The organism is Bordetella tumbae (assembly GCF_054780995.1).
This window is the reverse complement of record NZ_BAAGVG010000018.1, coordinates 800,762-826,503: the sequence shown is the minus strand read 5'-3', so window position 1 is coordinate 826,503 and position 25,742 is coordinate 800,762. Positions and strand designations below refer to the sequence as shown.

The 25,742-nt window shown below is 57.6% G+C and carries 21 protein-coding genes; 2 read left to right on the top strand and 19 right to left on the bottom strand.

What is annotated here, in order from left to right; all coding sequences use genetic code 11:
• Positions 1 to 14: 14 nt before the first annotated feature.
• The 3 genes from ACYVI2_RS18685 to ACYVI2_RS18675 are packed head-to-tail and all read right to left on the bottom strand — an operon-like array spanning position 15 to position 2,462.
• Entirely contained in the window at positions 15 to 887 is an 873-nt protein-coding gene (locus tag ACYVI2_RS18685; RefSeq protein WP_415816320.1) for a MaoC family dehydratase, read from the bottom strand.
• Positions 884 to 1,294: a Zn-ribbon domain-containing OB-fold protein gene (locus ACYVI2_RS18680; RefSeq protein WP_415816318.1), complete on the bottom strand. Its 411-nt coding sequence runs from the start codon at positions 1,292 to 1,294 to the stop codon at positions 884 to 886. Before ACYVI2_RS18680 ends, ACYVI2_RS18685 begins: the two co-directional genes overlap by 4 nt.
• A 4-nt stretch (positions 1,295 to 1,298) precedes the next feature.
• Positions 1,299 to 2,462, bottom strand: a complete 1,164-nt coding sequence (locus ACYVI2_RS18675) for a thiolase domain-containing protein (RefSeq protein ID WP_415816316.1) — start codon at positions 2,460 to 2,462, stop codon at positions 1,299 to 1,301.
• 246 nt (positions 2,463 to 2,708) lie between these two features.
• Here ACYVI2_RS18675 and ACYVI2_RS18670 point away from each other — a divergent pair, with 246 nt between their 5' ends.
• On the top strand, positions 2,709 to 3,422 hold the full coding sequence (locus tag ACYVI2_RS18670) for a GntR family transcriptional regulator (protein ID WP_415816314.1): 714 nt from the start codon (positions 2,709 to 2,711) through the stop codon (positions 3,420 to 3,422).
• Between the two features lie 551 nt (positions 3,423 to 3,973).
• Here ACYVI2_RS18670 and ACYVI2_RS18665 read toward each other — a convergent pair.
• The 6 genes from ACYVI2_RS18665 to ACYVI2_RS18640 form a co-directional block, all read right to left on the bottom strand.
• Entirely contained in the window at positions 3,974 to 5,059 is a 1,086-nt protein-coding gene (locus tag ACYVI2_RS18665) for a DNA-binding transcriptional response regulator (protein ID WP_415816312.1), read from the bottom strand.
• Positions 5,056 to 7,257 carry a sensor histidine kinase gene (locus ACYVI2_RS18660; protein ID WP_415816310.1) on the bottom strand — a complete coding sequence of 734 codons (2,202 nt, stop codon included), beginning with the start codon at positions 7,255 to 7,257 and terminating at the stop codon, positions 5,056 to 5,058. The genes ACYVI2_RS18665 and ACYVI2_RS18660 overlap by 4 nt, the downstream gene beginning before the upstream one ends.
• A gap of 262 nt (positions 7,258 to 7,519) precedes the next feature.
• Complete coding sequence (locus ACYVI2_RS18655; protein ID WP_415816308.1) at positions 7,520 to 9,589, bottom strand: AIPR family protein; 2,070 nt, start codon at positions 9,587 to 9,589, stop codon at positions 7,520 to 7,522.
• On the bottom strand, positions 9,589 to 10,554 hold the full coding sequence (locus tag ACYVI2_RS18650) for a PD-(D/E)XK motif protein (RefSeq protein WP_415816306.1): 966 nt from the start codon (positions 10,552 to 10,554) through the stop codon (positions 9,589 to 9,591). Before ACYVI2_RS18650 ends, ACYVI2_RS18655 begins: the two co-directional genes overlap by 1 nt.
• A complete protein-coding gene (locus ACYVI2_RS18645) occupies positions 10,547 to 13,192 on the bottom strand; it encodes a Z1 domain-containing protein (protein ID WP_415816304.1) in 2,646 nt (881 codons plus the stop codon). The genes ACYVI2_RS18650 and ACYVI2_RS18645 overlap by 8 nt, the downstream gene beginning before the upstream one ends.
• A gap of 11 nt (positions 13,193 to 13,203) precedes the next feature.
• Complete coding sequence (locus ACYVI2_RS18640) at positions 13,204 to 14,685, bottom strand: ATP-binding protein (RefSeq protein WP_415816302.1); 1,482 nt, start codon at positions 14,683 to 14,685, stop codon at positions 13,204 to 13,206.
• A 137-nt stretch (positions 14,686 to 14,822) separates the two neighbouring features.
• On the opposite strand from ACYVI2_RS18640, the gene ACYVI2_RS18635 reads away from it, so the two are divergent.
• Complete coding sequence (locus ACYVI2_RS18635; protein ID WP_415816300.1) at positions 14,823 to 15,284, top strand: very short patch repair endonuclease; 462 nt, start codon at positions 14,823 to 14,825, stop codon at positions 15,282 to 15,284.
• Here the strand turns inward: ACYVI2_RS18635 and ACYVI2_RS18630 are convergent.
• The 10 genes from ACYVI2_RS18630 to trbE all read right to left on the bottom strand — a co-directional run bounded on the left by ACYVI2_RS18630 (position 15,254) and on the right by trbE (position 25,741).
• Positions 15,254 to 16,879 carry a DNA cytosine methyltransferase gene (locus ACYVI2_RS18630; RefSeq protein WP_415816298.1) on the bottom strand — a complete coding sequence of 542 codons (1,626 nt, stop codon included), beginning with the start codon at positions 16,877 to 16,879 and terminating at the stop codon, positions 15,254 to 15,256. The genes ACYVI2_RS18635 and ACYVI2_RS18630 overlap by 31 nt on opposite strands.
• A gap of 42 nt (positions 16,880 to 16,921) precedes the next feature.
• A complete protein-coding gene (locus ACYVI2_RS18625) occupies positions 16,922 to 17,665 on the bottom strand; it encodes a type IV toxin-antitoxin system AbiEi family antitoxin domain-containing protein (protein WP_415816296.1) in 744 nt (247 codons plus the stop codon).
• Positions 17,666 to 17,784: 119 nt separating this feature from the next.
• Positions 17,785 to 18,024: a DUF2274 domain-containing protein gene (locus ACYVI2_RS18620; RefSeq protein WP_415816294.1), complete on the bottom strand. Its 240-nt coding sequence runs from the start codon at positions 18,022 to 18,024 to the stop codon at positions 17,785 to 17,787.
• Positions 18,021 to 19,298, bottom strand: a complete 1,278-nt coding sequence (locus ACYVI2_RS18615; RefSeq protein WP_415816292.1) for a TraB/TrbI/VirB10 family type IV secretion system protein — start codon at positions 19,296 to 19,298, stop codon at positions 18,021 to 18,023. The genes ACYVI2_RS18620 and ACYVI2_RS18615 overlap by 4 nt, the downstream gene beginning before the upstream one ends.
• Positions 19,299 to 19,300: 2 nt before the next feature.
• Positions 19,301 to 20,299 (bottom strand): P-type conjugative transfer protein TrbG, encoded by a 999-nt coding sequence (gene trbG / locus ACYVI2_RS18610; protein WP_415816290.1) that lies wholly within the window; start codon positions 20,297 to 20,299, stop codon positions 19,301 to 19,303.
• Positions 20,296 to 21,000, bottom strand: coding sequence for a conjugal transfer protein TrbF (gene trbF / locus ACYVI2_RS18605; RefSeq protein ID WP_415816288.1), 705 nt, complete (start codon positions 20,998 to 21,000; stop codon positions 20,296 to 20,298). The genes trbG and trbF overlap by 4 nt, the downstream gene beginning before the upstream one ends.
• Positions 21,001 to 21,022: 22 nt before the next feature.
• The gene (gene trbL / locus ACYVI2_RS18600) at positions 21,023 to 22,210 is read right to left on the bottom strand and encodes a P-type conjugative transfer protein TrbL (RefSeq protein ID WP_415816286.1); all 1,188 of its coding nucleotides are present in this window, start codon (positions 22,208 to 22,210) and stop codon (positions 21,023 to 21,025) included.
• Entirely contained in the window at positions 22,207 to 22,545 is a 339-nt protein-coding gene (locus ACYVI2_RS18595) for a hypothetical protein (protein WP_415816284.1), read from the bottom strand. The genes trbL and ACYVI2_RS18595 overlap by 4 nt, the downstream gene beginning before the upstream one ends.
• Before the next feature lie 11 nt (positions 22,546 to 22,556).
• Positions 22,557 to 23,294: a P-type conjugative transfer protein TrbJ gene (trbJ, locus tag ACYVI2_RS18590; RefSeq protein WP_415816282.1), complete on the bottom strand. Its 738-nt coding sequence runs from the start codon at positions 23,292 to 23,294 to the stop codon at positions 22,557 to 22,559.
• A complete protein-coding gene (gene trbE / locus ACYVI2_RS18585) occupies positions 23,291 to 25,741 on the bottom strand; it encodes a conjugal transfer protein TrbE (protein WP_415816280.1) in 2,451 nt (816 codons plus the stop codon). The genes trbJ and trbE overlap by 4 nt, the downstream gene beginning before the upstream one ends.
• Position 25,742: the final 1 nt, after the last annotated feature.

Below are 25,742 nucleotides of genomic sequence, written 5' to 3'. Positions count from 1 at the left end.
GAATTCACCTTTAATCATTTAAAACGCGCCTGCGCGTGGCTGATCACCACGACGCCACGCGCAACCACGTGGCCCTCGAGTGCCACGTGGCTACCCTCGTCCCACATTCGGAATTCGATCTCCTCGGTCGGGTAGACCGGCGCCGAAAAGCGTGCGTCCAGACCGGTCAGCCGTTGTGCGTCGCTCGCGGCGAAGGCCCGGATGGCCGCCATGGTCGCGAAGCCATAGGTCGCTAGCCCATGCAGGATGGGTCCGGGAAAGCCTGCCTGCTGCGCCGCCTGCGGGTCGATATGCAGTCGATTGTTGTCGCCGCAAAGCCGATACAGCAACGCGGCATCGGCACGCACGGAGTACTGCACGCGCAGGTCCGGCTCGCGCGCCGGCGAAGCGACCAGCGCCGGCAGCGGTTCGTCGCCCAAGACGAGATCGTCTGCCCCGGTCGCCGAAAACCCCCCATCGCCGCGACAGAAGAACAGTTGCCAAGCGCGCCCGTAGCGATCGCCGCTCTCCGACTGCAGCGTTTTGCACACTGTTATCAGTGCACCCTTTCCCGCCCCCTTATCGACAATGCGGCACACACGCGAGATACCAACGACGCGGCCCTGTGCAGGAAGGGGACGCTCCAACGCAATCCGCTGCTCGCCATGGACGAGGCGCGCGGCATCGATCTCCATCGACTTCTCATCACGCGCCCAGAAACCTGGAGAGGCGATAACGGCGGCCATGGAAGGAACGGCCACCTGGTTGGTCTCGTCCACCAGTTGCAGTTGACGTGCGTCGAGAGGATCGGACACGGCGCCAACAGCCAGCGCATAGAGCGCCGAGTCACGCGCGCTGTAGTCGTGGACGACTGTGCGGGTCCAGGCACTGACAGCATCGAGGTTCACGTTCGCTCTCCCACTTGCTCCAGCACGAAGACCGGCACCCTGACGCTGCCAGCACGGCCGAATGCAACCTGCACCAAGGCGCCGACGGCAACCTCCTCGGGTGCCGCATCCACTATATTGCTGAGCATGCGCACGCCTTCCTCCAGCTCAACGAAGGCCAACACCTGCCGGTCCGAGGCCGCACCAGTCACGGTGTACGTATAGATGTGACCCCGGCCGCTGGCTTCGACCCAATCCACTTCCGCCGAAAAGCAATGCGGACAACTGTAGCGAGGGTAGTAGTGAGCGCGCCCGCAGACGCGGCAACGACCGTACAGGAGACGGCCCTGCGCGGCGGCGACGAAGAAGGCTTCGTTTTCGGGATTGGTGGCAGGAGCTGGCCACTCGCGGTCATCTGAGAGAAACATGTGATCAATTCCGTCCAAGAATGAGTGTGGCGCTGCCGTGGCGGGCGCCTAGGTTGCCGCCCGTGCCCTGCGCCAAGGCGATCTCGCATTCGGGCACTTGCACATTGGGATGGGCTTCGCCGCGCAACTGACGTACCGCCTCGATCACTTTGGTAATTCCGCCGCGATTGGCCGGATGGTTGTTGCATAGTCCTCCGCCGTCGGTGTTGAAGGGAAGCCGGCCAACGCCGGAGATGAGATTGCCGTCCTGCACAAAGCGCCCACCTTCGCCCTTGGGGCAAAAGCCCAGATCTTCTAGCTGGAGCAGCACCGTAATAGTGAAACTGTCGTAGATTGACGCGTACTGGATGTCTGCCGGCTTCACGCCGGCCTCGGTGAAGGCCTGCGCTCCCGACTGCGCCGCGCCGGTGACCAGTAGGTCTTCCCAGCCGCTGTAAACGCCGCGCACCGCTTCGCCCGCGCCAAGCACGCTCACCACTGGGCGCGCCAGGCTACGCGCAATCTCGGGACGGGTGACCACCAGCGCACCGCCTCCGTCGCTAACCACACAGCAGTCGAGCCGATGGAGTGGGTTCGCAACCAACGGTGAGTTGATGACGTCCTCGACTGTCACGAGCTGCCGCAGCATCGCATGGGGGTTGTGTTGTGCATGCGTAGAGGCTGCAACCTTGATCCAGGCCAGTTGCTCGGCCGTCGTCCCGTGTTCGTACATGTGGCGGCGCGCGACAAGCGCGTAACCGGCTAGGGTGTTCATGCCGAAAGGTTGTTCGAAGGCGGCGTCCGGCGAGGCGGCGCCATATTCGCGGGGCTTGGCCATTGACGGATCGGTGCGTGGTTTACCGGCCAATGTAATCAGGGCGACATTGCACTTGCCCGTCACGATAGCCTGAGCCGCGTGCGCGACATGGACGAGGTAGGACGACCCGCCCGTCTCCGTGGTGTCCAGGTGCTTCACCCGCAGTCCTAGGTAGTCCAGCATTGAGAGAGGCCCCAGCCCCGGCACATCTCCGGCACAGAAGTAAGCATCGACGTCCTTGATGGAAAGCCCCGCATCAGCCAGTGCGCCTCGCGCGCATTCGGCATGCAACTGGGCAACCGAGTGGTGTTCTGCTTTTCGAAGCGGGTGTTCGAAGGCGCCCGCGATGCACGCTTTTCCCTTGATGGTCATGAGAAGACTTCCGAATGAGACGGCGCCATTTGTGGAGCTGTCCAGCAGGCTCCGTGCTAATAGTCCGTGCTGTATTTGTCGAAATATTCTGCTGAACAGAATATCGTTCTGTATTCAGGACTGAATTCTGTCCTAAGTTCAGAAAAAGCGCAATAGGGTTAGAATGGATATACGCTGGTGTCTTTCGACCCCCAACCCCAGGGGCATTTGCGACCGCCCTTCCGAGAAGACTCACCCTTTGATCGAATGAACGCCTCTATCTCTGCTGTAGACGATCGCGCAATACCTGAAAAAATTGGTGCAACGGTTTACGAAGCGCTGCGTGCAAAAGCAATCACCCACTCCTTTCTTCCTGGCGAACGCCTGAACGAAGGCGTGCTGGCTAACGAACTACGCGTTTCGCGTACTCCGTTACGGGAAGCGCTCAACCGGCTGACTACAGAAGGCTTTTTGCGCTCTGTATCTGGGAAAGGTTTCTTCTTTAGGGAGCTCGACCCAAAGGAGCTTTTTGATCTGTACGAATTGCGTTTGACGGTTGAACTAGCGGCGGTGCAATTGGCTGCCACGCGCGCGAGTACTGAGCAAATTGATTCACTCGCGGCAATGGTGGGCGACGACGCGACCAGAGAGGAATGTTCGGCAGCAGAGTTAGTGGCGCAGGACGAGCAGTTTCACGAGCGCCTCGTTGCATTGGCCGGAAACGTTGAGATGTGCCGCCTACTGGACAACATCAATGCGCGCATACAATTCGTGCGCTGGATCGATGTGGGTACGCCGACTCGCCGGGCCACGCACCATGACCACAAGGCGATTGTGCAAGCATTGAAGGACGGCAACATCAAGTCTTGCACGGCGCGGCTAAGGAAGCACATCGAGCGCCGCCAAGACGAGATCATCGACGCAGCTCATACCCGCATTGCTCAGTTGTTCACTGAACGCGCATCTCGCGTGCGTCGCTGATCTTATCGACGGGCAGGTGCGCGAATGTACTCGGACAGGCACTTCCGAACGCAATGTGATCGAGCCAATGCAGGAACACATGAGCTTCACGAAATTGGCAGATACCGCTCTGAAGCGGTGCCGCTGTCCGCCTGGACTGTGCCCATTCGGTCATCAACGAGTCCTGCAAGACTTTGTGATTAAAGAGATTTAAAACGACTGACATTTGTTACTACCGTCGTTTTTACCGTGCGCTGGCGAAAGCATTGCGTCACAAGAGATTCCGGGCGATTTGCAGACCAACAACGGCAGGCAACTGTATTGCCAATCAGCGTTAACATACCTCAACGAGGCGGGTCGCGATCAAGTCAAAAAACCAGTTTTCGAGAACTTGAGATGTGACATGCGAGGGTGAAATGAGCAGGACACTTTTACCGTCAATTTGTGAGTGCTGGACAACTCAAGAGTAGTCCAGCAAACTCCGAGTGATGGCGCTGGCGATTGGATCAATCAGCGCCAGGATAGCCCGGATAAAGAAGCCGGAGAGCAGACTAGGGAAGTCCAATTCCAGACTAATCACTCGAGTAGTCTGGGGTTCCAATCCGGCTGAAGTAAGCTCCGAAGCGCTCCACTAGGGAAGGAACGAACAGCGGTGACAGCGAGGCGAACCGAAGCGGCGTCAACTCATCGAATGCCTGCTCGGCTGCAATAGCCTTCAAATGGTGAAACTTGACCATCCATGGTCCTCTGGGCTGACCAGCCTCATCCCGCATCGGATACAGGAAATGCTGTTTGGGCATACCTTCATGCTGTATAAGCTTCTTGATTGCTCTCTCAGCTTTTTCAACCTTATCTTGGGCAGCCATGTCGTTCCACTTATTGGAGATATCGTCACAGGACGCAAGTAGGATCGTGGAGACCTTACTGCGATGAGCCAAGTCACAGCGCGGGGTAACGACGACCCATGTGCCTCCCTCGTATTGAACAAGGTCACCTGTATCCAGTCTCGTCTTCAAGGGAGGGACGAAGTAGGCCTCCTCCGGATGGGTCGCATCGTCGCCTGCATTCAGCAAGGAGTCGTGTACATGCGCGACTATATGGCGCGCAACAACGTCGGACAGACTCGATCCCTCTACGCTCGAACTGGTCCAGTGACGCCAACGCGGCCAGATAGAACGAAAGAACACCTTGGCCGTCTCACGGTTGTATGCACTCTTTGCATCTCTCAAGCGCAGGAAGACATCCTTGTGCTCCCTCAGCCAGGTGAAGACCTGCTCCATGCCATCGGCCTTATCCATGACACGGACCTGCGGGCAATCGTAGCTGGCAGTGTCCGCATCAGCTTGCTGCCCCGTATAGACCACTACGCCGAGCGGCTGGACTTCGATGATGTGGCGAACCAGATCATTGCCCTGACTGTTATTGTCAGTGACACCTGGCTCAACCTGCAACCGCAGATCCACGACCACGGCATCAAGCCGATGCAAATCAAGTTGCCGTTTGGCATCCATGACATTCTTGGACGTCGTCATCTGGATGCGAAAACCATTGTTCTCTTCATCTGCATTATGGGCGGCAATGGCGTCCTCCCATTCGCATATCTTCGAGTCCTCATCTTCAACAACGAGGATCTTCAATTCTGGAACTGTAGATGTCATTTCTGTGGAGCCCTCTGCATCTCAATCACGAAAGTTGTCTGATCGGCCCCAGCGTCAAAGGCGACATCCCCCTTGCTCGCGCGCATTGCTTCCCTGGCAATAGCGAGCCCAATCCCAGAGCCCTCCGTCTTTAGGGAAAAGCCAGGGCTGAACATCCGCGCATGGAACCGCTCGTCGATCAAAGGTCCATTGTTCGAAATCGAAATACGGACGTACTTCTTTGACTGGTTGACAGAAAAGACCAACCTTCTCGGCCTTGTAGGGCTCGTTCCGAGCCAATGCACGGCGTTGTCGACGATGTTGAGAACCGCAGCCATAAGATCGGACTCATAGCCGACAACCAGCGCGACCGGTTCAGGCAGGTCATAGGTCACATCAACAGCCGTGTCGGTGATCGCATCGCCAAAGAGTGCCACGCATCGATCCAGGACCTCCTGGACGCTGAATACCTTGGGACGTCCACGCTTTTTCCCTGAAATGGGATCAAGCGACTTGAACAGCTTGCTCAGATGTCCGGCCGACTGACTGATTGAACCGGCCTCCTTTCCGAATGAAGCTCTAAAGTGTTTCCCGAAGGCACTTTGCTCCTCAAGCCGAGGCGCTCCGTCGACGAGCCTCTTGGAACGTGTAGAGATGTCGGACAGGAATCGACGCCCATCATGCAGCACTTGGGCAACGACCAAACCGAGCGCCGACCTGGAAGCCAGGGCTTGCTGATAGGTCTCAAGTTCGTCGATCGATGTCTTCAATGCAGCACTGTCCTGCTTAATCGCGCGTTCGATCTTCTCCCGATACTTGAGTGGTAGACCCGCTACCACCCTACTCGTCGCACGCAAATTAGCCTTGCTTCTGACTTCACCGGTATCAACGGTCGTCTTCCTACTGAGACCAGCGTTTTGCCGAAAATCCTGTCGCACCGACTCAACATGAGCAAGCACGTCGGCTATCAAGCGCTTGAGTCGGACGAATGAGCCATTGTGTTCAAGACCTTCCCGGCTGCTCCGTTCGACAAGACCTGACGCGTTCTCATCAGGAATCTCGACGACGCCCCAGACTTGGTTCAGACCTAGCTTTCGCGAGGGATTCTGGACCCTCATGCGCTCCAGTTCGAGCCAATCAGTCTCAGCGTCGCCGTAGGGACGGATTCGGAAACCTCCTCGATAGATGCCTATCCCGATGTTCTCATCGAGCACTCGTCTTGCATCAAGGCGGCCGATAGAACCCAAACCCAGCTTCTGGAACAACTCCACGATCGCATCGCCTTCGCGATCGTAGATGTTCAATCTCAGACTGACCTTGCCACAAGGTTCTTCTTCCGCAGTCAGCTCCGATGCGGGAATATCGATCGACTGGGGTTTGGCGTCTCCACGCTGGTTAACGAAGGACCCCTTGAAACGACCCTTCGCATCGAACGTGCCCTTCACCATGTAATGGAAAACACGGTCAATGCTGAACGGCCGGATCTCAGTGGGATCCCGCGAGCCAGAATCCCCACTCTCAATCAGGTCAAGTGTGCCAGAAACCAGCGGCGGGCCATCGAAGCCGTGTACGTCATGCTTGAACCCAGACAAGTCGAGGTATATCCGAAAGTCCCCTTCCTTGGTCGTTATGGGTGACACCATGCGACGCAGCTCGCGCACCAGAGCTTCCAGTTGCTTCTTCGTCCAAAGGTCTCTCAGTGCCCTGATCTGCAGGGTAACCCCAGGCACTTCACCACGCTCACCAGGCTTGGTAGCCAGGTCAATGTCCACCTCGTCGAGGTACTTGGACTGCTCAAAGCGCCTCCAGTCGATCTCAACTTCACTGACTTCAAGCCGGCGCCCCGATGCCTTGTGAGCAGCCCGGAGATGAAGCAGCCGCCCGAGCCGAGCTGTGGCGAAGCGGCCGACGCCCTTGGCACCGAGCATAGTGCGGCCGCCGGGACTGAGACGTCGCTCCACCTTGTCGCTGGTCGCAGGCTCGAACCACTTGTCGACCAAGTCTGCGGCCGACATGCCATGACCAGCGTCCGTCACCGTGATAAGACCTACATCTCCCTCCCAGCGCCCGTCCCCCGGCGGAACGATCGCGATGTGTACGGAGGGCGAGTCAGCATCAAAAGCGTTCTTTACCAGTTCGATGAGAGCCGCCTCGGGACCACTGATGAGCTGGTCCCCGATGGTCCTGATTATCCTTGCTCGAGGTCTCAAACGCGGCATTGGCTCTCCCAGCTTGATGTTTTCGCACGATTATATCAGGCATGGTAACAATATTTTTCAAAACAGTCTGTTCACCATACTATTCACTTGAGCGTTGGTATCGAACCTTGCTGAGAATAGGCACCGGGCCGCTCGATCATCAAGAAGCGCTCCTTCGTCACGCTTATTACTCACCTTGAACCGTTCACCCTCCATCTGGACATATGACTTGCAGCGAACACACATATCTTGGCCCAGTCCCACGAATTACATGGCGGCATTATCACTTCTCAACAAGAACACCTGCCGTGCGTCCTCTGTCGAGCACGTCGAGAAGAACTGCACATTGCTTCTCAGTAGGTACTTTTACAGGAATCTGCATTGCCACCTTGAAAATCCCAGCTTCCTTGGGTGTAAGAAACTCTCTGTCTAGAAGAGCTTGGTAAATGCGAGCCCATTCGTTTGCTGGCACAGTCAGCACTTTCCTTTGCGTCTCGATGCCATTGTCGATCCGCTGGGTTTGCTTCGCGGACCGCACTGTCGCAATCTGCTCTTCGTACGAAACGAGTTGATCGTAGAATTCCTTCGGAAGGATATCCGCGATGGCTTCGGCACGCGACTGTATCCTCGTCCAGCACGCTTCCTTCTTACACCACTCCGAAATATTGGAGATCCCATGAGGTGGGCTGATGATGTCATCGTTCACCACCTTCGACACCACAGCGATAGTACTCTCTAGTACAGAATCGACCATCTGCGCCTTCCATATTTCTAGGAAATCGATACTCTGCTTTTCACGCTTCGCAATATCGCCGAGTACCGCCAAGGTATAGGCCACGATGTTTGCCCGATACCCGCCGCTGTACCAAGGCTGCGCGGACACGATACGTTCCGTGGCTCGGAAGATCAGACCACGAGCGACAGCTCTCTTAAAATAGAACTCATTGAAACCATCGGACGATTTCTCCCACTCGGCACCAATTCGGGCGGCGTAGCGTGCAAAGTTCTTCTGGGAGCCTAGATTTACCCATCTTGGATGCTCATCCCAGACATTCTCGAATTTCGCGAGATCCGTCTTGGTGAACATCTGAGGTTTGGGATGCTCGACCTTGAAGCGCTTCTGTTCTGCCGAGGTGAGTTTTGACTGTGCATCAGCATACTGGCCACGTGCGCGTTCGTAGAACCAACGAGTTTCACGTGGGGATCCCTTTTGTGCCGGTGCCCAGATGCGTCTCGAAAACCCCTCCATCCGAACATGGAATGGATGATTCGAAAAGAAGTCGGCAGCATTCACTCGATTCTGGGTGTTCGCATACTCCGATATCTTCGGCACAACCATCTCGCTTTGCTGGCTGTTGATGACGGACAGCTTCATCTGAACAAATATCTGGGAAAGGTCAGCCTTGTCTCGCTTTCTCGTGTGAAATAAGGATGCGGTTGTCTGTCCACCATTGACGATCTGAAGATCGACAATCTTTGTAATCGCCAGACCGGAATCCGTTTCCTCTGTCTCTACACTCTGCGCAGTGGCCGTAATTCCGTTGTTGTAGGCGAAGAACATTCCTGGATCGTTCAGGATCGTTGCCCGTATACCCTGGTTTACATTACCGCGAGCCTGCAGGAATGTCCGGACATTCTGTTCCAGCAGGCGCGCTCCGAAACTTCCGTACAAGGTTGCCAGCACATCTGCTGGCATGACCATGAGATAGGACTGGTAGGCATCGGTTGTCAAGTGAGCAGGAAGGCAGGCGATGCCTTGCCCGAACATCTGCTCGAAGTCGAGATCGAGTGGTTCCTTGTGACTGCGTGAGCTTCGCTGACGCTGAAGTCGTGAAATATCCCATACGTGATAACTCGTGGGAACACCAGCAACCTCTCCATCTGGAAGGCTCTGCACCGCCCCGCTGAGCGTACGCTCCGAGAAAAGAATAAGGTTGAGCGAACTGAAAGAACCTCTGCGATCGTCAATCTGTTTGGCAAGGCCATATTCCGGCGACGTGACTTCCAGATCGTCGGCCAAATTTCTGTCGATACTCGCGTCGAAGAAGTTGGCAACGCGCTTGAATGCCGCATCCACGTCTGTCCTTGTCAGGGACATCAGTTCGTTGCGGGACTCAAAATCTGCGATGAAGAGGTCCAGGGCGCCCTCATCATTGAACCAATAGCCGTCCACACGCACTCCGCGTAACGCCCGAAAATGACAAAGTTCGAAGCCTTCCGTAAAGCCTGTTTCGACAAGTTCTGCAGCGATGGTTTCCATGAACTCGTCGAGTTGAAACCTGCCATTGGCCTCGGCCCCCGCCAGCAGTTCCTGCCGAAAGTCGTGGAAGAACTCTTCGCTGGTCTGCTCCATCACTCTCCTCCGAAAATAACCGCCCCGTCACACTCGTATTCAGCAATCGCTTCCAGCCTTATGTCATAGGCAACGTTGGCGATCCCTGGCGGCAGCTGAGATCGCATGAGACACGGAAAGCCGTCATTGATTCGATAGCTGCGCACGTCACTGACGACAAAGCGCGGCTCATCATACTCAGGAAGAGGCGCATAACCGTGCGCCATCAGCTTTCGATCAAAGGCCTCGGCGGCCTCGGCTTCGTCGAGCAGGGCCTGGACTGCAGTGATAATCTCGTTGAGAGACCGAGCCCCTTCGGCGCCAGCCAAACTGCTTAGGCGGTACACGCGCAAGAACAACGCATCGTTCAGGGATTCAAGCTGGTCTTCCGATGAAATGCGGATACTGCTGCGTTCAGCGCCAGATAGGGATTTAACCTCGACAGCCGTATTGCCGAAGATGAAATCCTGATGCGACCGTTCCGGACCAAGCCAGGCATCCACTGCTTCATGAATAGACATTCCCTGTTCGACCAGTTCCAACAGAAAAATAAGTTCAGCAAAAAGGCCTCGAACGGCCTCGATGGAAAGATGCTGACTCCGGCCCGAGAGGAAAGTCTTCCAACGACGGATATGCACCAGCGAAACTGCCAGAGAACTCGCCGAATCGGTGGAGTGCTCCAGAGCCGATACCAGAGTACGGCACAGACCCGCGAAAAGATCACGATCCACCTGTTTTTCAAGAGCAAGAACCAAGTGTTGCTCCCCAGTGCCACCTGCACGAAGATCGACGTCAATGCCTTTTGCCGTGACCATGTTCTTCCGATACTGTTCTGTATGATCACCCTGTAGTTCTACAATGAACAGACAAGAGCCACCGGCATCGCGTCCCCAGAAGCAAGGGACGGCCGTAGTCACTGCAACCTGACGGACATTGAAGTCCTTACTGGGAACAGCGATTTCATCCCAAGGAGAAGACTCAGTCATCGTGATCCTCCTCTTGATCGGGATCATCGTTATAGCCCTGCATCTGCTCAAGCCAAACCTTGTTCACAACGACCTTAATGGTCGTCAAATAGTCTCCATAAGGGAAACTCATGCCAAAGGCAGCAATCGGCCCCGTCACTGCATCGCCCTTGGGTTCCAGACTGTGAATCATGAGGAGTGGCCTTTTCCTCGCCATGCGGTAATGGGTGTCGGACACAGCTCCTGACTTATCGTCACGATCAGCCTCTGCCTTCGCCTCAGCAAGTTGGGGATCACTGAGCCCTAGCTTCTCATCACCACGCGAAGCGACTCTGTCTTTGTTCAGACGCCATGCGCTACCGTCCGGTTGACCGATCCCGACGACGCGCTCCTGATTCTTCAAAGCGAATGGAGCTTCCCCACCCGACCCTCCCTTCGGAGAAATCAGCAGGACATCTGCCAGCGGATGCTTCGCTGCAATCCGTTCAAGATAGCTCACTACATCCGATTTCATTCCTGAAAACTTCGCATGACATTCGAAGCGTGTGAGGAAATCACCGATCACCTCGACTCGGACATCTCTGAAGATCACACCTTTATCGGTAGCCTTCTCCTGTTGCCCGCCAAAGCCACTCCGCCAATAGTCAGCGATCAGTGCAAAGTTCTTGGCATTTACATCTGGATCTATGGGGACAATATAGCTTTCACGCAGTCGCCCACTGAAACTCTGCTCTACGGTGACTTCCTTGCCGGATCGCATCTTGTTTGCAGCCGTGATCAGCAAACTGTCTGGATGCGAGCGCACGTAAAAACCAAAATCTTCCGGACTGAGGCGATCTCGCCGCATGCGCTTTACCTGTTGGACAAGCTCTTCCGCTGCTTCGGCAATGTGGGAATACCAGTTGATGGAATCGCGTGACAAATGGACTCGGCAGAGATCCTCAAATCCAGGCCGGTAACCAAACCAGCGCCCCATCTGCATGAGCGTGTCGTACATCTTCGTATTACGGTACATGTAGCTGACGGTCAACCCCTCGATCGTCAAACCTCGCGAAAGACTCAGACCGCCAACGGCAACTGCTGTCAGCCCAATGCCTTCCTTCTCGTACCGGCTGTAATCAAGCACCTCGTCACTCTTGCTGTTGATCACATACAGGTGAAGGTTTTCGAAGACACCGTTAAGACCGACTTTCACCTCTTCCCAAGTAACACCAGCATCTGCATATTCGGTATAGAAGGCTTCTTTCAGACCTTGCATGTACATGTTTCTTGAAGAAACCTCTTCCGGCATCGCATAGTTGGCCAGCACCGCCTCCCTGATCTTCTTCTCCCTGAGGCTCAGAAAGTCGCGCACAGCCTTTTGTATCGGCACAAAGCGCGAGACATTGACCATCATCGAGCAATGCTTTCTTGCCTGTCCACGCAAGTTCCGGATGGCGCGAGCGACGACGAATGTGTCAAGGGCTCGATAGAGACTGGGTGGCAACTCTGGGATTGGATCGTCGCGCCTATGCGAATAAGGGATCAGATCCTCGCAATCATCGATTGGCCTGACGATCGACTCGCTTGTCGCTTCGTCGAGGAACACCTTCTCCGCACCGAAATAGGTGGTAGGTGCATCCAGGCAATAGATGAAGTCACGAGGAAAAAGCTCTTCCCTGACATCATCTCCATACGCGTCCGGATTAATAAAGATGTTGGCGAAAGGAGTAGCGGTATATCCTACATAACAGGACTTTGCGAACAGCCCCAGGATGCGGCGAATCATCGCATTCGTCCGGGTCGGGTCCAGGTCCTCCTTGTTCGTGTTGATCGATGCGTTGTCCGCCTCGTCATCAATCAACAGCATGGGCACATCGGAAATACGGTCATTCCCTTCAGCGTTCAGTTCCTTCAACCATTTGTGCAGAGCCGTGAGCGTCGTGACGTTCTTCTTGATGATCAGGATGATCGGCTTGCTGAAGTCGTTTATCTTCCAACCGCTCTTGGCTGCTGTATTCTTGTTGAAGTCTTCGTTGATGTTGGTGAGTGTCGCCGCACCGGGATAACCTGGATCAAGACCGACGCCAATTTTGCGGCGATCCTCTGGATCACTCGATCGTCCGATGAAAGCCTCATCGATACGTTGCTGCGTTTGTCTGCGGAGATTATTGTGAATGCCAGCAATGACAATGATGAACTTGTAACCGGCATCCGCTGCACGGGCTATCAGCCCCGTGTAATTGGCCGTCTTTCCTGATTGCACATGACCAATGACCAAGCCTCGACGGTTCCAGCTCGTGCCTTCGCTCAACGGATCCTGAAGATGGCCAAGAATGCGGCCCGTCACATCGCCCAGAGACTGAACCATCTGAGGTGGCCAACCCTCGTTTCGCAGGAATTCCTCGTATGCCTCGGCATAGGTCCAATCAATGTCATCTCGCTTGTGAATCCATTGATCATCATGCTTCGCATTGACATCAACCAGTGATACCCCAGCCCCCATGCGGGTCACAACTGACTCCATCGCCTCCGTGACGATATTACGAAGATCCCCCGTATAACCAAAGATTCCCGCAATCTGTATTGCCTTTTCCTCCACCTGTTCACGGGTTGGCGGTTCCGCCATATTGGCCAGACCCGAAATGAGTGCGTTGGCAATGTTCCGTTCTTCGGTCATGGCTGTAATGCTCATGCAAAGGCCTCACTGATGAATTTTTCGGTCAGTTCGATCTGACCATCGAAAAGGTGCGTGGAGCGCACGATCTGAAGAAAGGCCTTCGCATCACCCGGCCCGTCTCCATACAGAGCCTGACGCAAACTCCTCAGGCGTTCCATGGTTTCGTTTTCATCCCCCGGCCGCTGATTGATCTCACGTGGATGAGTTGAATAGTCGGAATAAATCATCTCGACTGGCAACGAGGCAGCAACTGAATCAAGCAATGTTCGAAGCAGGTCTACATCCTCAGGCGAAAGCTTTCTTGCCAGGGACTCGACGATTGGATGCTGTTCATTGATCGCGAACCGAATACCGCCATGGTCTGCATAACGCTCCCAGAACGGCGCCTGATTCTCCTGAAATAGCTTCTGACCTCGCCCTCGATGTACCGTCACGCTACGGTTGGTTATTTTGGCGATGATCTGACGCAGGCGTTCACGCACCGCATGTGGTGGACGCGCTCGGGACTTCTTGATATCGATTGTCCAAGCTTCGTCTAGACTATTTGGAAAATCGATCTGCACGCGCGCCAGCTTGGTGGCTTCCCCCTTTGGCACCAACCGGAACCAATCTCCCCACGCCATCAGACGTCCGCTTCGATAGACATAGCCGCCCTGGTTGGAGATGAAGTCGCTGCGATCCTGATAGTAGTCATACTCGGACGCGGAAAGACGGCTGTGATGTGGCAAGACATAGGGTTGCAGCCGTACCTCTGTGTCACCAATGCGGACGATTTCCTCCGGAAGTACCTGGGTGGCTGGATTCTTTCTGCAAAAGGGATCAAATGCCGTAATGGGGTGACCATTTACGGTCAGCGCGATTTTGGAATGCCCCTTGACCTCGCCCGAAAGGAAACGATGAAAGACGAGTGCAAGATGTCGCCCCACCGCCTCAAGTTTCTCATTGACTATCTCCTGCCCACGCTCTCCAGTTTCGTCTTCCAGCAAGCGGTCAAGCTCTCGCCAGATGACTGCTGTCCCCTGCTTATCAAGACGATCGACGTAAGGCAAGACCTCGATATCACTTTCGTCAAGCAGACTCAGAATCCAATCGTCTGCAGCATCAATGCGATCCAGATTCCATTCGGCACCAGAGACGGAAGCATTGCTTGCGCTGACCACCGTCAGGGAACGGCATTGAGAGAAAGACGCTGTTTTCAATCCAAGACCAAAGCGTCCGAGATCCTTTGGTGAGCGATCCCGACGGGGATTGTCGGTTCCATGACGCATCGCAGCCAGCAGCTCACACTCCGTCATCCCTCTGCCGTTGTCGAGAATGACTACAACAGGCTGTTTGTTGGAAACGTCGCAGATAATGTCGATCTTGTCTGCGCCGGCAGAAATGCTATTGTCGATCAGGTCTGCGATGGCCGTTTCGAGCGAATACCCAAGATCTCTCATCGAGGCAGAAAGGCAGGCTGCACTGGGGGGATGTACGTACTCCCTTGCCATCATGATTCCCTTTGTTATTTCTCACTAACCAACTGCATACTAACTTACCTAAGGTTACTTTTCATCCGCAGAAGGAACTGACAGATGTGCAAAGCGACCGGTTACTGCAGTAAACCTCCAGACTGAATGTGTCCAAGGCCATGCGAATTCCGACCACACCTCAGCGCAGCCGAATGATGTCGGGCATTCGCGGAAAGAACACTTTGCCGGAGCGAACACTGCGATCGCTTCTTTTCGCCAGAGGATTCCGCTATCGAGTTCATGTCAGAAAACTGCCGGGCTCCCCAGATCTTGTATTCCCTAAATACCGAGCAGTGGTGTTCGTCCACGGCTGTTTCTGGCATCGACACGAGGGTTGCCACTACACCACCACTCCGCGGGCCAACGAAGAGTTCTGGCAGCAAAAGTTCCAGGGTAATGTTGCCCGCGACAAACGGCATGTAGAAACACTTCGGTCTCTTGGCTGGCGTGTGGCCATTGTCTGGGAATGCGCGATGAGGCGTTCTGCCCAGGAAACAGCACGACTGGTTGAGGACTGGCTGCATGGCAATGAAGAGAGCTTGATGATTGGTCAGTCGGTCTCGGCAAGCAATGGAACCTGAGCCTGCTCTGTAACTCTACGTCTCGAACTGTCCATCGGTTTACTGTTCACATGGTCATTGCCCAGCCTACGCTTTCTCCTGTTCATCTCGTTCAGCAGACTTCGCACGATCTTGGCCAGCTTGTTCGCCAGCAACGGAGGAACAGCATTACCGACCTGGGTGTATTGCTCCGTGCGGTTACCGGCGAAGAAATAATTGTCTGGAAACGTCTGAAGACGTGCTGCCTCCCGCACAGTGAGGCTCCTACACTGCGAGGGATCGTAATGGATGTAGTAGTGACCGTCCTTGGCAATATGTGCCACGATTGTCGTTGCTGGCTCGTTTCTGCATTGCACACGAAATCGGTCACGGAACGGAATGGTGTCGGATTCGCTTACGACGCGCGCATTGATGTGGTCCGGCAACAGTTTCGGAGGAAAAATATCCAGCCGGGGAAAATAATCATTCAAATGTGCAAAAGTGGCCGAGAATAAGTAACGGGCCAAATCGGAGGCCATGTGCGCGCGTGCCTCATGCTGACAAACGCCGCCGAGACTTCGGTCGTGCAGCCACTGCTGAAGTTCTGTGGGTTTCTTCGGCCGTTTGTATATCCGAGGGATGAACGCTCCTCCGGTGGTAATACTGGTTGCTGACGCAGCAAAGGCCCGTGTTGCTTCAATCATCTCGGACTCCATTCCTACCCCCCACCCCTTGATGTACGCAGGGGTTGACTGAACGGCCTTGCGCCACGCTTCCAGCGAATCACCCCTGGACAGTCGACTGCGAATCCTTGGAAGTTCGTCGATTGCCTGTCTTACTGTTGCGGGCTTCGATTTGCGTATCAGCAACTGTTGCTGCGGAACTCCTTCCCCCTTCCTTACGCCGAGCAGAATCACACGATGACGGCTCTGCGGGATCCCGTAGTCTTCCGCCTGGATAATGTAGTCCGAGGGCTTCAGCGACTCACCATCCCCACACTTGGTAAAAGACCGGATTTCATACTCCAGCCCTTCACCCGGTGACGACAGATCGGCAATGATCTTCTCGAACATTGAATCGCCAGAGTGCTTCGACGAGAGTAGACCCTTGACGTTCTCCATCACGAAGATGGTAGGTCTGTGCACACGAATGATCCTCAAGTATTCCTTGTAAAGAAAGTGCTTTTCGTCCTTATGAAAACTCTTGTCATTGACACGCCGAGAGCGGCCCGCCAGGGAATAGGCCTGACAAGGGGGGCCACCAATCAGCACCCAGGTCTTCTGCCCCTTTAGCGCAGCCTGTATTTCCTCATCTATGCTGGATTCGTCTGACTTACCAAGCTCCAGACACCTTGCCTCTTTGGCTGCATGTTCGAAAGCACTGGCAACAGCGGGAATCTCGCGAAAAGTGCGCTCGTCAATCTCTCCTCGTATATAGCTGTAGTAATGCCTGATACTTTTGGTGCCGCGCAAGCGCCGGAACACAGCTCTAAGTGTCAGCGTCCGGTGAGCGACCTCATCCTTTTCAATCGAAAGCCCGATCTCAAAGAATGGCTGTTGTTTGTGGCCTTTGAGCGAGGCGAATCCCTCCCCGAGCCCTCCCGGCCCCGCGAAGAGATCAATTATTGGGACTGGCATTCCGTGCCTTCTTTGTATTTGCAATGATTGAGAGACTATTACTCATGGTTTGAGCACCAATAAGCCATCTGTCGATTGGGAAACCCAGGGCCGATTGCTTCCAGTCGGTAGCGTAGCGGGATCGAGCTTTTCGACCCAGGGCATCGACACTTCACGACCCAGTTGGAGGCAGAGACGTACAGTCTTGACGCTCGTGCAACATCGCAAGAGCTCCTGCAGCACGTCCGCTCGCAGGCCATGACTACCTTCAACCAGTTCACGAGCTTCCTGCAAGGGCTGACAAACACCCACCTCACTCAACAGTTCCAGCAGTGCACGTTCCGGCCCAGACACTTTCGGCCCCCCACTACCGTCATGTTCTCGGAACTCACCCACATGGAGCAAAGCCCCCGGCTGTTCATCGAACAAACGCTTGCGGTGGTAGTTGGCAGGAAAACGTTCAGTGAACCAACCCGGCAGACGTGCTGCTGCCAACCCATACAGGTGCAGCACGGGTTTCTGTAATGCATACTGTCGTACACCATACCAGTCCAGCACCGACTTTCCGCCGACGTGAAGGCCTTCGAATTTACGTTGCAACAGTAATAAGCAGAGACCAAGGGTCAACGGATCATTTGGACGGCAAAACACCCCACGCCCCAGGCGCGTGAGCCAACCGGCCCGAACATAGTGGACGGCCAAGTCAGCAGAAATACCCAAGCCCGCCAAATCCTTCGAAGTCATCGGTGTTCCCGGTGGCAACTGGGTATAAAGGGCATTTAGCTTGCTTGACATAGCCGTAGACATCCTACGATTTCTACCATTCCGAAAAAATGGATCAATTTAATACAAGAATTATAAATCGTAGCCAAACTACGACAATCAACATAAATTCAAATCAATTATCGTGCCTTGACAGTAAGACCTCAGGCTAGACGGCTCACCTCCCCTTTCCGGCTTTTCCTGAACCCCCGATCCGCCGACATGAACGCTTCCAGCATGTGCGGAATCAGGGCCACAGCATCCACCACCTCGCCATAGGCCTGCGCATGTTGCGCCGCATACCGATCAAGATCAGCCTTGAGGCTAGCCGGGCAGACAAAGGTAAGTTTCACACTCTCGTGCTTGGGCAACGGCCCCAGCCGCAGCTTCTTGGGCGTACTCATCGTGAAGTCCCCCGATTGAAGAACAAGGGCTGATACGGCCGCAGTACCAAGTCGCGGTTGACGATGATCCGCACTGGCAGGCCGGGTCGTTCGGTCAAGGTAGGCTGGATGTTGAGATTGCGCCGAGTCATTTCCTGGCCGACCTGGTTCACGCTGTCCTGCAGGCCGTCACGCCCGGCGATGATGACGCGATCTCCATCCTGGCGGTTCTCGGGTGCGGCCAGTTCGGCGCCAACGCCCAGCAGGGTTGTCATGACGGCTCCAGCCAGAATCCGATTCCAATGCCAGTCCACGTCATCTTCCAGGCCGGCATAGCCGGCTGGGTCAGTGCCGGCCAGGTTGTCCAGCGTCAGCGAGGACGTATCCGGCAGGATGATGCGGTTCCACACCACCTGCACCCTGCTCTGCCCGTAAGCGACCTGGCTGTTGTATTTGCCGAAGATGCGTGAGCCCTGCGGAATCAGCAGATAGTGGCTCGTGGCGGTGTCGTACACCGGCTCCGTCACCGTGCCGATCACGTCGCCCGGCAGGTCCGACTTGATCCCTGTCACCAGCGCCGCCGCGATGACCGTGCCGGCCATGACCTGATAGGGCGAGGTTGGCATTTGCAGATTGCCGGAATTACGGGTTTCCGTGGTTCCAGCTTTCTGGAACGCCTCTTTCTGGTCTTGCCGATTCTGCACGGCAGTCGGGTCGGCCGGCTGTGGCGCCGCCGATGCCGGCCCAGCGGCCTGCGGATCGAAGCCGGCCAAGGCCGATGTTGGCGTCGCCGCAGCGGCCTGCCCCGCTACCGCAGCGGCACGCTGGTTGCTGGATCGGAAAAACACCGAGGAACTGGCGGCAGCTTCGGCCTCCTTTCGCAATGCATCACGCTCGGCATCCGCCGCATTCTGGCCTGGCGGTACGTAATTGGGCGTGGCCGGAGGCTGAGCATTCACGATGGCCGGCCCCAAATCGCCAGGCAGTGGTGGCCCAAGTTCCGGCACCTTGGGTAGCTTGGAATAATCCGCAGGCAGTTGGTCCAGTCCATCCGACTTGGACACGCGATCCACGTTGTAAAGCTCGGCCGGGTCGGTGCTGCGTGAGCGCTTCGGCTGCAACGACCACAAGGTCGCGCCAAGCACGGCAACGGCAAGACCGCCCGCCAGCAGCGTCAACGTGCGCCGGTTCAGGCGCGTCACCGGACGCGGCTGCGCGCGCAGCGTCACGTCCTCCGGCGCGATCTTGGGCGCGGCCTCTGGGATAGGCATGCCCGGGGTTTCTTCCTGGCTCATGGTCAGTACCCCCGCGTGCCATCCGTGCGCTCGATGCGCACCACGTCACCGCCCTCCCCGCCCAGGCGCAGCTCGGCCGCGCCGAACAAGCGGTCCACTATGTAATACGGCGGGCGGAAGCGGTAATTCACGAGCTGGCCGTCACCCTGCGCGCCGATCACGAACAATGGCGGCAGTTCGCCTTGGGCGATGCCCGGCGGGAACTGGATATAGACCTTCTGGCCATCGTCGAAAGCGCGTAGCGGTTTCCACGGCGGATTGTTGCCACTGAGCGCATAGCGGAAACGGATGTTTTCCAGTGCTAGGCCGACATCGACAGGCGTTGCGGCCTGCGCAGCCTGGTCTTGGCGTTGCAAGGCGAGGATCTGGTCTTTGGGGTATTCCCACGAAACCGAGGCCATCCAGGCCTTGGCGGTCGAGGTCAGCTCGATCAGGTAGGTGCGCCGGCTGGTGGTGATGACCAGGTTGGTTTTCAGCCCCGAGCGAATCGGTTTGACCAGCACGTTGACGCGTAGATCAATGCCGGCGCCGCTGGATGTATCGCCGACGATCCAGCGCACGGTATCGCCAGCGGCGACGGTCACCAGCTCCTCGCCGGGCTGGAGCGAAATCACGGTCACCCGGCCCGGCGCGGCATAGACCTGATACAGCGCGCCGTCAGTGAATGGCCAGACCTGAATGGCATTGACGTAGCCATCTCGCGTGGGTGCGATGCGCGCCTCGGCATTCGCACGCGAGACGCGCACGGTTTCGTCGGCGGGCTCCGGCGCGAGTTTGGCGTTATCTGCCTCCGGCAGCGGTTTCATCTGGTCCGGCATCGGCAGCACCGTCGGCACTTCGACCACTGCCACCGGCTTGGGCGGCTCGGGCAACGGCTGGGCCTGCACCGGCTCATCGAGCGAGATACGCGGCGGCGGCTTGCCCTGTGACGCGCAGCCGGACAGGACCGTTGCGATCAGCGTAAAAGCACAAAGACGCAGAGACGGATTGGAATATTTCATGGCTTGGCTCCTTCGGTCGCATCCAGTTCGCGGCTCCACGACAGACCATTGACGTAGATGCCCAACGGGTTCTTGCGCACGCGCTGCTCGGTGCGCGGGGTTTGCAGCACGGTCGAAATCACCGCGTTCCAGCGCTCGGTGCCAGCCGTCGCGCCATTGATGAAACGCTGCTCGGTCCAGCGCACGTTGAACGAGGCATCGCTGGCGCGCACGACGCTGGTGATCTGCACCGTGACCGACTCCTTGCCGACGCGGGCGAAAGGATCGTTCTTGCTGGCGTAGTCATTGAGCACAGACGCACCGCGATCGGTGGTGTAGTCATAGGCATCCAGCCAGTTCTGCCGCACCACGATGGGGTCGATGGAGAGCGAACGCACCAAGGTGATGAAATGCGCAAGGTGGAAGGCGATCTGCGCATCACCCGGCTGGTATGGCGTGGCGGCTTCGCCGACGGCGCGCACCTGACCGGTCCGGTCCACTTCCACCACATAAGGCGTGACGATGGATTGCGCCGAACGCCACACCAAGCCGCCGGCCATCAATAGCGCCAGAACAAGACAACCGAACGCCATCAACCGCCAGTTTTTCGCCTGCACGCGGGCCGAACCGATGCGCTCGTCCCAGGCTTGTGCTGCGGCTTGGTATGGCGTGGTGGGTTGTGGGGTGTTGGCGTAGCGCACCTGCGGTCGCTTGAATCGCATATCGGTCTCTCCTCAGAATCGCTCATTCATCTTTCTGTCCCAGGCTCGGACCTTGTGTCGAAGCGCCGCCATCGCCGCCACGCAATGTGTGTGCGGCAGTCGTGGCGGCATGGGTCATCTGCTGGCGGCGATGCATACGCTTAGCCCAACCCGGCTGTGCTGCGTTGGCACTATTTGCCGCCGCTCCACCCGCCGCAGCGGAACCGGCCTGGGCGGCCGAACGTGCACCGCTCGCGGCCGAGGTCGCGGCACGCACGCCGCCGGCTGCCATCTTTGCCGCTGCCGGGGCCATGCGCGCACCCGCCGCCACGGCGGCACCCACACCTGTTGCCGCCGCGCCGATCGCCACGGCTGTGCCAGCGGCGCCAACCGCCGCACCCGCCATGGCACCCACGCCCAGCTGCGGCGCGCCAGAGACGAGACCCGTAGCGATGCCGGGGCCAAAGATGCCAAGCGCCAACAAGGCGAGCGAGGCCAGCATCAGCACCAACGCGTGGTCGATGGAAGCCTCGCTGGGATGCACCTGGAAATCTGCAAACAGGCCCGAGCCAATGCCGACGATGACCGCCAGCACCAGAACCTTGACGCCCGAGGACACCACATTCCCCAAAACTTTCTCGGCCAAGAATGAAGTTTTGTTCCACAGCGCGAACGGCACCAGTACGAAGCCCGCAAGCGTGGTGAGTTTGAACTCGATCAGCGTGATGAAAAGCTGTACCGCCAATATGAAGAAGCAGAGAATGACGACCAACCAGGCGAGGAACATCACCACGATGGGGTCGAGGTTCACGAAGACTTCGGGAAAGCCGGCCATGTCGCCGATCTGCTCCAGGATCGGCGCGGCCGCATCGATACCGGTTTTTGCCAGCCGGCCCGGTTTCAGGAAGTTGTCCATCGTCAGGGTGGAGCCAGTGGCAGCCAGGCCCAGACCGGCGAAGGAACGAAAGACGATGCCGGCCAGCCAGTTGAAATTGTTGAGGATGTAGGCGAAGGCGCCGACATAGAGCACCTTGCGCAGCAGCTTGGCGATCACGTCCTCGCCTTGGCCTGTAGCATGGCTCATGGCCCAGTACAGGCCCGCGATAGTCATGTCGATGACAATGAGCGTGGCTGTCAGAAACGCTACTTCGCCTTGCAGCAACCCAAAACCGGAGTCGATATAGCGCGAGAACGTATCGAGAAATCGGTCAATGATGGTCACGTCGTTCATGGCGTGACCTCCGGAGAAATGAGCGAGGCACCATCCTCTGGCACATCATCGACGGGCACATCAAAACTGGCTGGAATCGGTGGCAGTTCAGCCAGCGAGTCATATTCATCCGGCCCGGTGTCACCGGCGAAGAAGCATCGCCGAAAAGCCTCGGCTGCTGCACGGCAAGCGTCTTGACCTACCGCCGGCTGATCGGCTGCGCATTGCGTGCGCAGCGCCTTGAGCCGCACAGGATCGGCGGCCAAGGCGTCAATCAGGTTCTTGCCCTGCTGTACATCTGTCGATTGGTCGCACGCGGCCAACAGCACAGCCAGCAGGAGGCAAGCGCATCGCATGGCTGCCTCCGTCAGTGGTTGTAGAAATTGACGGTCTGCGGCGTGTAAGGCGTTCCCGTGCCCAGGAAACGTCGCCGTACCTCGCGGGCGCGCTCGGTAGCTGCCGCCTGACGCGCCAACTCCAGTGATGCCGCGCGATCTTGCGTGATCTGGAGCTGCTGGGCCTGGATGGACTGCTTGGCCTGCAAGGCCAGAAGTTGGTTGGTTACCTGCTGGGCTTGCAGCGCGCCGGTAGCTGACTGGCTCTGGCTCACGAGGTCAGCCAGCGCGCTTTCATCCTGGATCAGATTCTGCGACACCTGCGCCTGCATCCGCATCGCTGTATGCAGGCTATTCAAGGTGTTCTGCCAGCGCTCGCGGGCATCCTGCGCCATGCGGTTGCCACTGATGGTGGCGGCATACTGCTCCGGGTAAAGGCGCGAGAACGTGGCATCCATCGTCTGCACGTCGTAGGCCAGCCCTTGTGCCTCTCCGATCAGGCGCTCGGTGTTGGCGAGCGTGGTGCGCAGCCGATTGACGATGTTGAAGTCCAGCGAAGCCAGATTGCGCGCCTGGTTCATCAGCATCTGGGCTTCGTTCTGCAGCTGGTTGATCTGGTTGTTGATCTGCTCCAGCGTGCGCACGGCGGTCAGCGTGTTCTGCACGAAATTCGACGGATCGAACACGGTGATGGCTGTTGCCGGTTGCGCAACAAGCAGCGAAAGAGACAGTGCGGCGGCAAGCGTCGCGGAAAGCACGCGCGTTTTCATGAGGAAATCTCCTGCAGTTGGGAAGCGAGAAAGGACGCGGCCGACGGCGCGGACGGCAGCAGGTCGGCCGCCCAGTCCAGACCGCGATGGCGCAGCCAGGCACCGGCAAAACCTGGCGCGCCGGCCTGTGCCAGCACCCGGTCGATGTCACGTTGGTCTTGCGGGGTCGAAGCTCCGGCAAACGCCAGGGTGACCGGCCCGAGATCAAGGTCGAACAGGCGATTGCCGGCGCGGGACTGGTAGTAGTAGTCGCGCTTGGGCTGGGCAGTGGCGACGATTTCGATTTGCCGGCTATTGAGGCCAAAACCTTCATAGATCGTGCGAATCTGAGGTTCGGTAGCTTGTGGATTGGGCAAGAAGATGCGGCTGGCGCAGCTTTCGATGATGGCCGGCGCGATGCTCGAATCCTTGATGTCCGCCAGCGACTGCGTGGCAAAAATGACGCTGACGTTTTTCTTGCGCAGCGTCTTGAGCCACTGGCGAATGCGTGCGGCAAAGACCGGATCGTCCAGAAACAGCCAGGACTCGTCGAGGATCAAGAGGGTCGGCGCGCCATCGAAGCGTTCCTCGAAGCGGGCGAACAGATAGCCCAGCACCGCCAGCACGGCGGCGCGGCTATGCATCAGTTCTTCCATCTCGAAGCACTGGACGTCGGCCATGCCCAGCCGGTCGTGGTCGGCGTCCAGTAGCTTGCCGTGTGCCCCCCCCAGCACATAGGGTGCCAAGGCCTGGCGCAAGGCATTGGATTGCAGCAACACCGATAGACCGGTCATGGTGCGCTGCTCCACCGGCGCGCCGGCCAGACTGCCCAGCGCTGACCAGACCGTCGCCTTTTCATCCGGACCCACCGTGATGCCTTCGTGCGCGAGACGCCCCTCCACCCATTCGGCGGCCCAGGTGCGATACCCCGCCTGGTCGATGCGCGCCAGCGGCTGGAAGGCAATGCTGCCATCCGCGCCCAGGTCGTAATGCTCGCCGCCCAGCCCCAGCGCCGTGGCACGCATCGACCGGCCCATGTCGAAGGCGAAAATACGCGAGCCGGGATAGCGGCGGAACTGCATGGCCAAGGTCGCCAGCAAGACCGACTTGCCCATGCCTGTCGGGCCGGCGATCAGGGTGTGGCCGACATCGCCGACATGCGTCACCAGCCGGAACGGCGTCGCCCCTTCAGTTCGAGTGACGATCAACGGTGGACCTTCCAGATGGGCGTTTTTCTCCGGACCCGCCCAGACCGCCGACACCGGCATCAGGTGCGCCAGATTCAAGGTCGAAACAATGGGCTGACGCACATTGGCGTAGGCATTGCCCGGAATCGAGGACAACCAGGCATCAACCGCATTGAGGGTTTCCGGAATGGTCACGAATCCCCTGCCCTGAATCGCCCGTTCCACCATGCGCAGTTTTTCGTCTGCCGTATCAGCGTCGGCGTCCAGCACCGTGACGGTTGCCGTGACGAAGCCTAAGGCGACTTGATCGCTGCCCAGCTCCTGCATGGCCGCGTCCGCGTCGGAGGCCTTATTGCTGGCATCGGTATCGACCAGCGGGGACTCCTGCTGGAAGATCGTTTCGCGCAGGAGCGCCAACACGTTCTTGCGCTTGGCGAACCACTGCCGGCGCAAGCGGCCCAGCTCCTTTTCGGCCTCTGACTTGTCCATGCACAAAAAGCGTGTGCTCCAGCGGTAGGCAAAACCCAGCCGATTGAGGTCGTCCAGAATCCCCGGCCAAGTCGAGGTTGGAAATCCCCGCACCGTCACCACGCGCAGGTGCGCATCGCCCAGCATCGGCGCCAGGCCCCCAATCAAGACCTGGTCAGCCAGCAGCGAGTCCAGGTGAAATGGCACGTCCGGCACTCGCAAGGGATAGCGGCGCGTCGAGACGGTCGCGTGCAGATAGCACAGGGTTTGCGCATCGTCGAGCCAGTCGATTTCCGGCATCACCCCATCGAGCAGGTCGAAGATGCGGTCGGTTTCGGCGATGAAGGCATTGAGGCGTTCGCGCCAATCGACGCCCTGAGTCGGCGTGTTTTCGTACAGCAGTTTGGCGGCGCGCGCCCGCGATTCTTCCGGCGGCAGGTAATGCAGCGTGAGGTGGTAGCCGCTCTCGAAATGGTGGCCGGATTCGGCGAAGGTGGCGCGGCGCTCCTCATCCACCAGCCAGGATAAGGGCTCCGGGAAGTTCGAATGCGGGTAATCCGCGGCCGGTCGGCGATCGGCCTCGACATACAAGGCCCAGCCCGCGCCGAGTCGGCGCAGCGCATTGTTCAGGCGCGCGGTCGTGGCGATCAGCTCGCCTTGGGTGGCACTGTCCAGGTCCGGCCCGCGAAACCGCGCCGTGCGCTGAAAGGAACCATCCTTGTTCAGCACCACGCCTGGCGCGACCAGTCCTGCCCACGGCAACCAGTCAGCCAGCAAGGCCGGGCGTTGGCGATATTCGGCAAGGTGCAGCATC

Excerpts from the sequence above, each read along its gene's own strand:
- ACYVI2_RS18645 (WP_415816304.1), bottom strand. The coding sequence starts at position 13,192 with ATGACCGAAGAACGGAACATTGCCAACGCACTCATTTCGGGTCTGGCC.
- ACYVI2_RS18675 (WP_415816316.1), bottom strand. The coding sequence starts at position 2,462 with ATGACCATCAAGGGAAAAGCGTGCATCGCGGGCGCCTTCGAACACCCG.
- ACYVI2_RS18650 (WP_415816306.1), bottom strand. The coding sequence starts at position 10,554 with ATGACTGAGTCTTCTCCTTGGGATGAAATCGCTGTTCCCAGTAAGGAC.
- ACYVI2_RS18615 (WP_415816292.1), bottom strand. The coding sequence starts at position 19,298 with ATGAGCCAGGAAGAAACCCCGGGCATGCCTATCCCAGAGGCCGCGCCC.
- ACYVI2_RS18665 (WP_415816312.1), bottom strand. The coding sequence starts at position 5,059 with ATGACATCTACAGTTCCAGAATTGAAGATCCTCGTTGTTGAAGATGAG.
- ACYVI2_RS18670 (WP_415816314.1), top strand. The coding sequence starts at position 2,709 with ATGAACGCCTCTATCTCTGCTGTAGACGATCGCGCAATACCTGAAAAA.
- ACYVI2_RS18655 (WP_415816308.1), bottom strand. The coding sequence starts at position 9,589 with ATGGAGCAGACCAGCGAAGAGTTCTTCCACGACTTTCGGCAGGAACTG.
- trbE (WP_415816280.1), bottom strand. The coding sequence starts at position 25,741 with ATGCTGCACCTTGCCGAATATCGCCAACGCCCGGCCTTGCTGGCTGAC.
- ACYVI2_RS18660 (WP_415816310.1), bottom strand. The coding sequence starts at position 7,257 with ATGCCGCGTTTGAGACCTCGAGCAAGGATAATCAGGACCATCGGGGAC.
- trbJ (WP_415816282.1), bottom strand. The coding sequence starts at position 23,294 with ATGAAAACGCGCGTGCTTTCCGCGACGCTTGCCGCCGCACTGTCTCTT.
- ACYVI2_RS18630 (WP_415816298.1), bottom strand. The coding sequence starts at position 16,879 with ATGCCAGTCCCAATAATTGATCTCTTCGCGGGGCCGGGAGGGCTCGGG.
- ACYVI2_RS18625 (WP_415816296.1), bottom strand. The coding sequence starts at position 17,665 with ATGTCTACGGCTATGTCAAGCAAGCTAAATGCCCTTTATACCCAGTTG.
- ACYVI2_RS18620 (WP_415816294.1), bottom strand. The coding sequence starts at position 18,024 with ATGAGTACGCCCAAGAAGCTGCGGCTGGGGCCGTTGCCCAAGCACGAG.
- trbF (WP_415816288.1), bottom strand. The coding sequence starts at position 21,000 with ATGCGATTCAAGCGACCGCAGGTGCGCTACGCCAACACCCCACAACCC.
- ACYVI2_RS18635 (WP_415816300.1), top strand. The coding sequence starts at position 14,823 with ATGCGAATTCCGACCACACCTCAGCGCAGCCGAATGATGTCGGGCATT.
- trbL (WP_415816286.1), bottom strand. The coding sequence starts at position 22,210 with ATGAACGACGTGACCATCATTGACCGATTTCTCGATACGTTCTCGCGC.
- ACYVI2_RS18595 (WP_415816284.1), bottom strand. The coding sequence starts at position 22,545 with ATGCGATGCGCTTGCCTCCTGCTGGCTGTGCTGTTGGCCGCGTGCGAC.
- ACYVI2_RS18680 (WP_415816318.1), bottom strand. The coding sequence starts at position 1,294 with ATGTTTCTCTCAGATGACCGCGAGTGGCCAGCTCCTGCCACCAATCCC.
- ACYVI2_RS18640 (WP_415816302.1), bottom strand. The coding sequence starts at position 14,685 with ATGATGGCAAGGGAGTACGTACATCCCCCCAGTGCAGCCTGCCTTTCT.
- trbG (WP_415816290.1), bottom strand. The coding sequence starts at position 20,299 with ATGAAATATTCCAATCCGTCTCTGCGTCTTTGTGCTTTTACGCTGATC.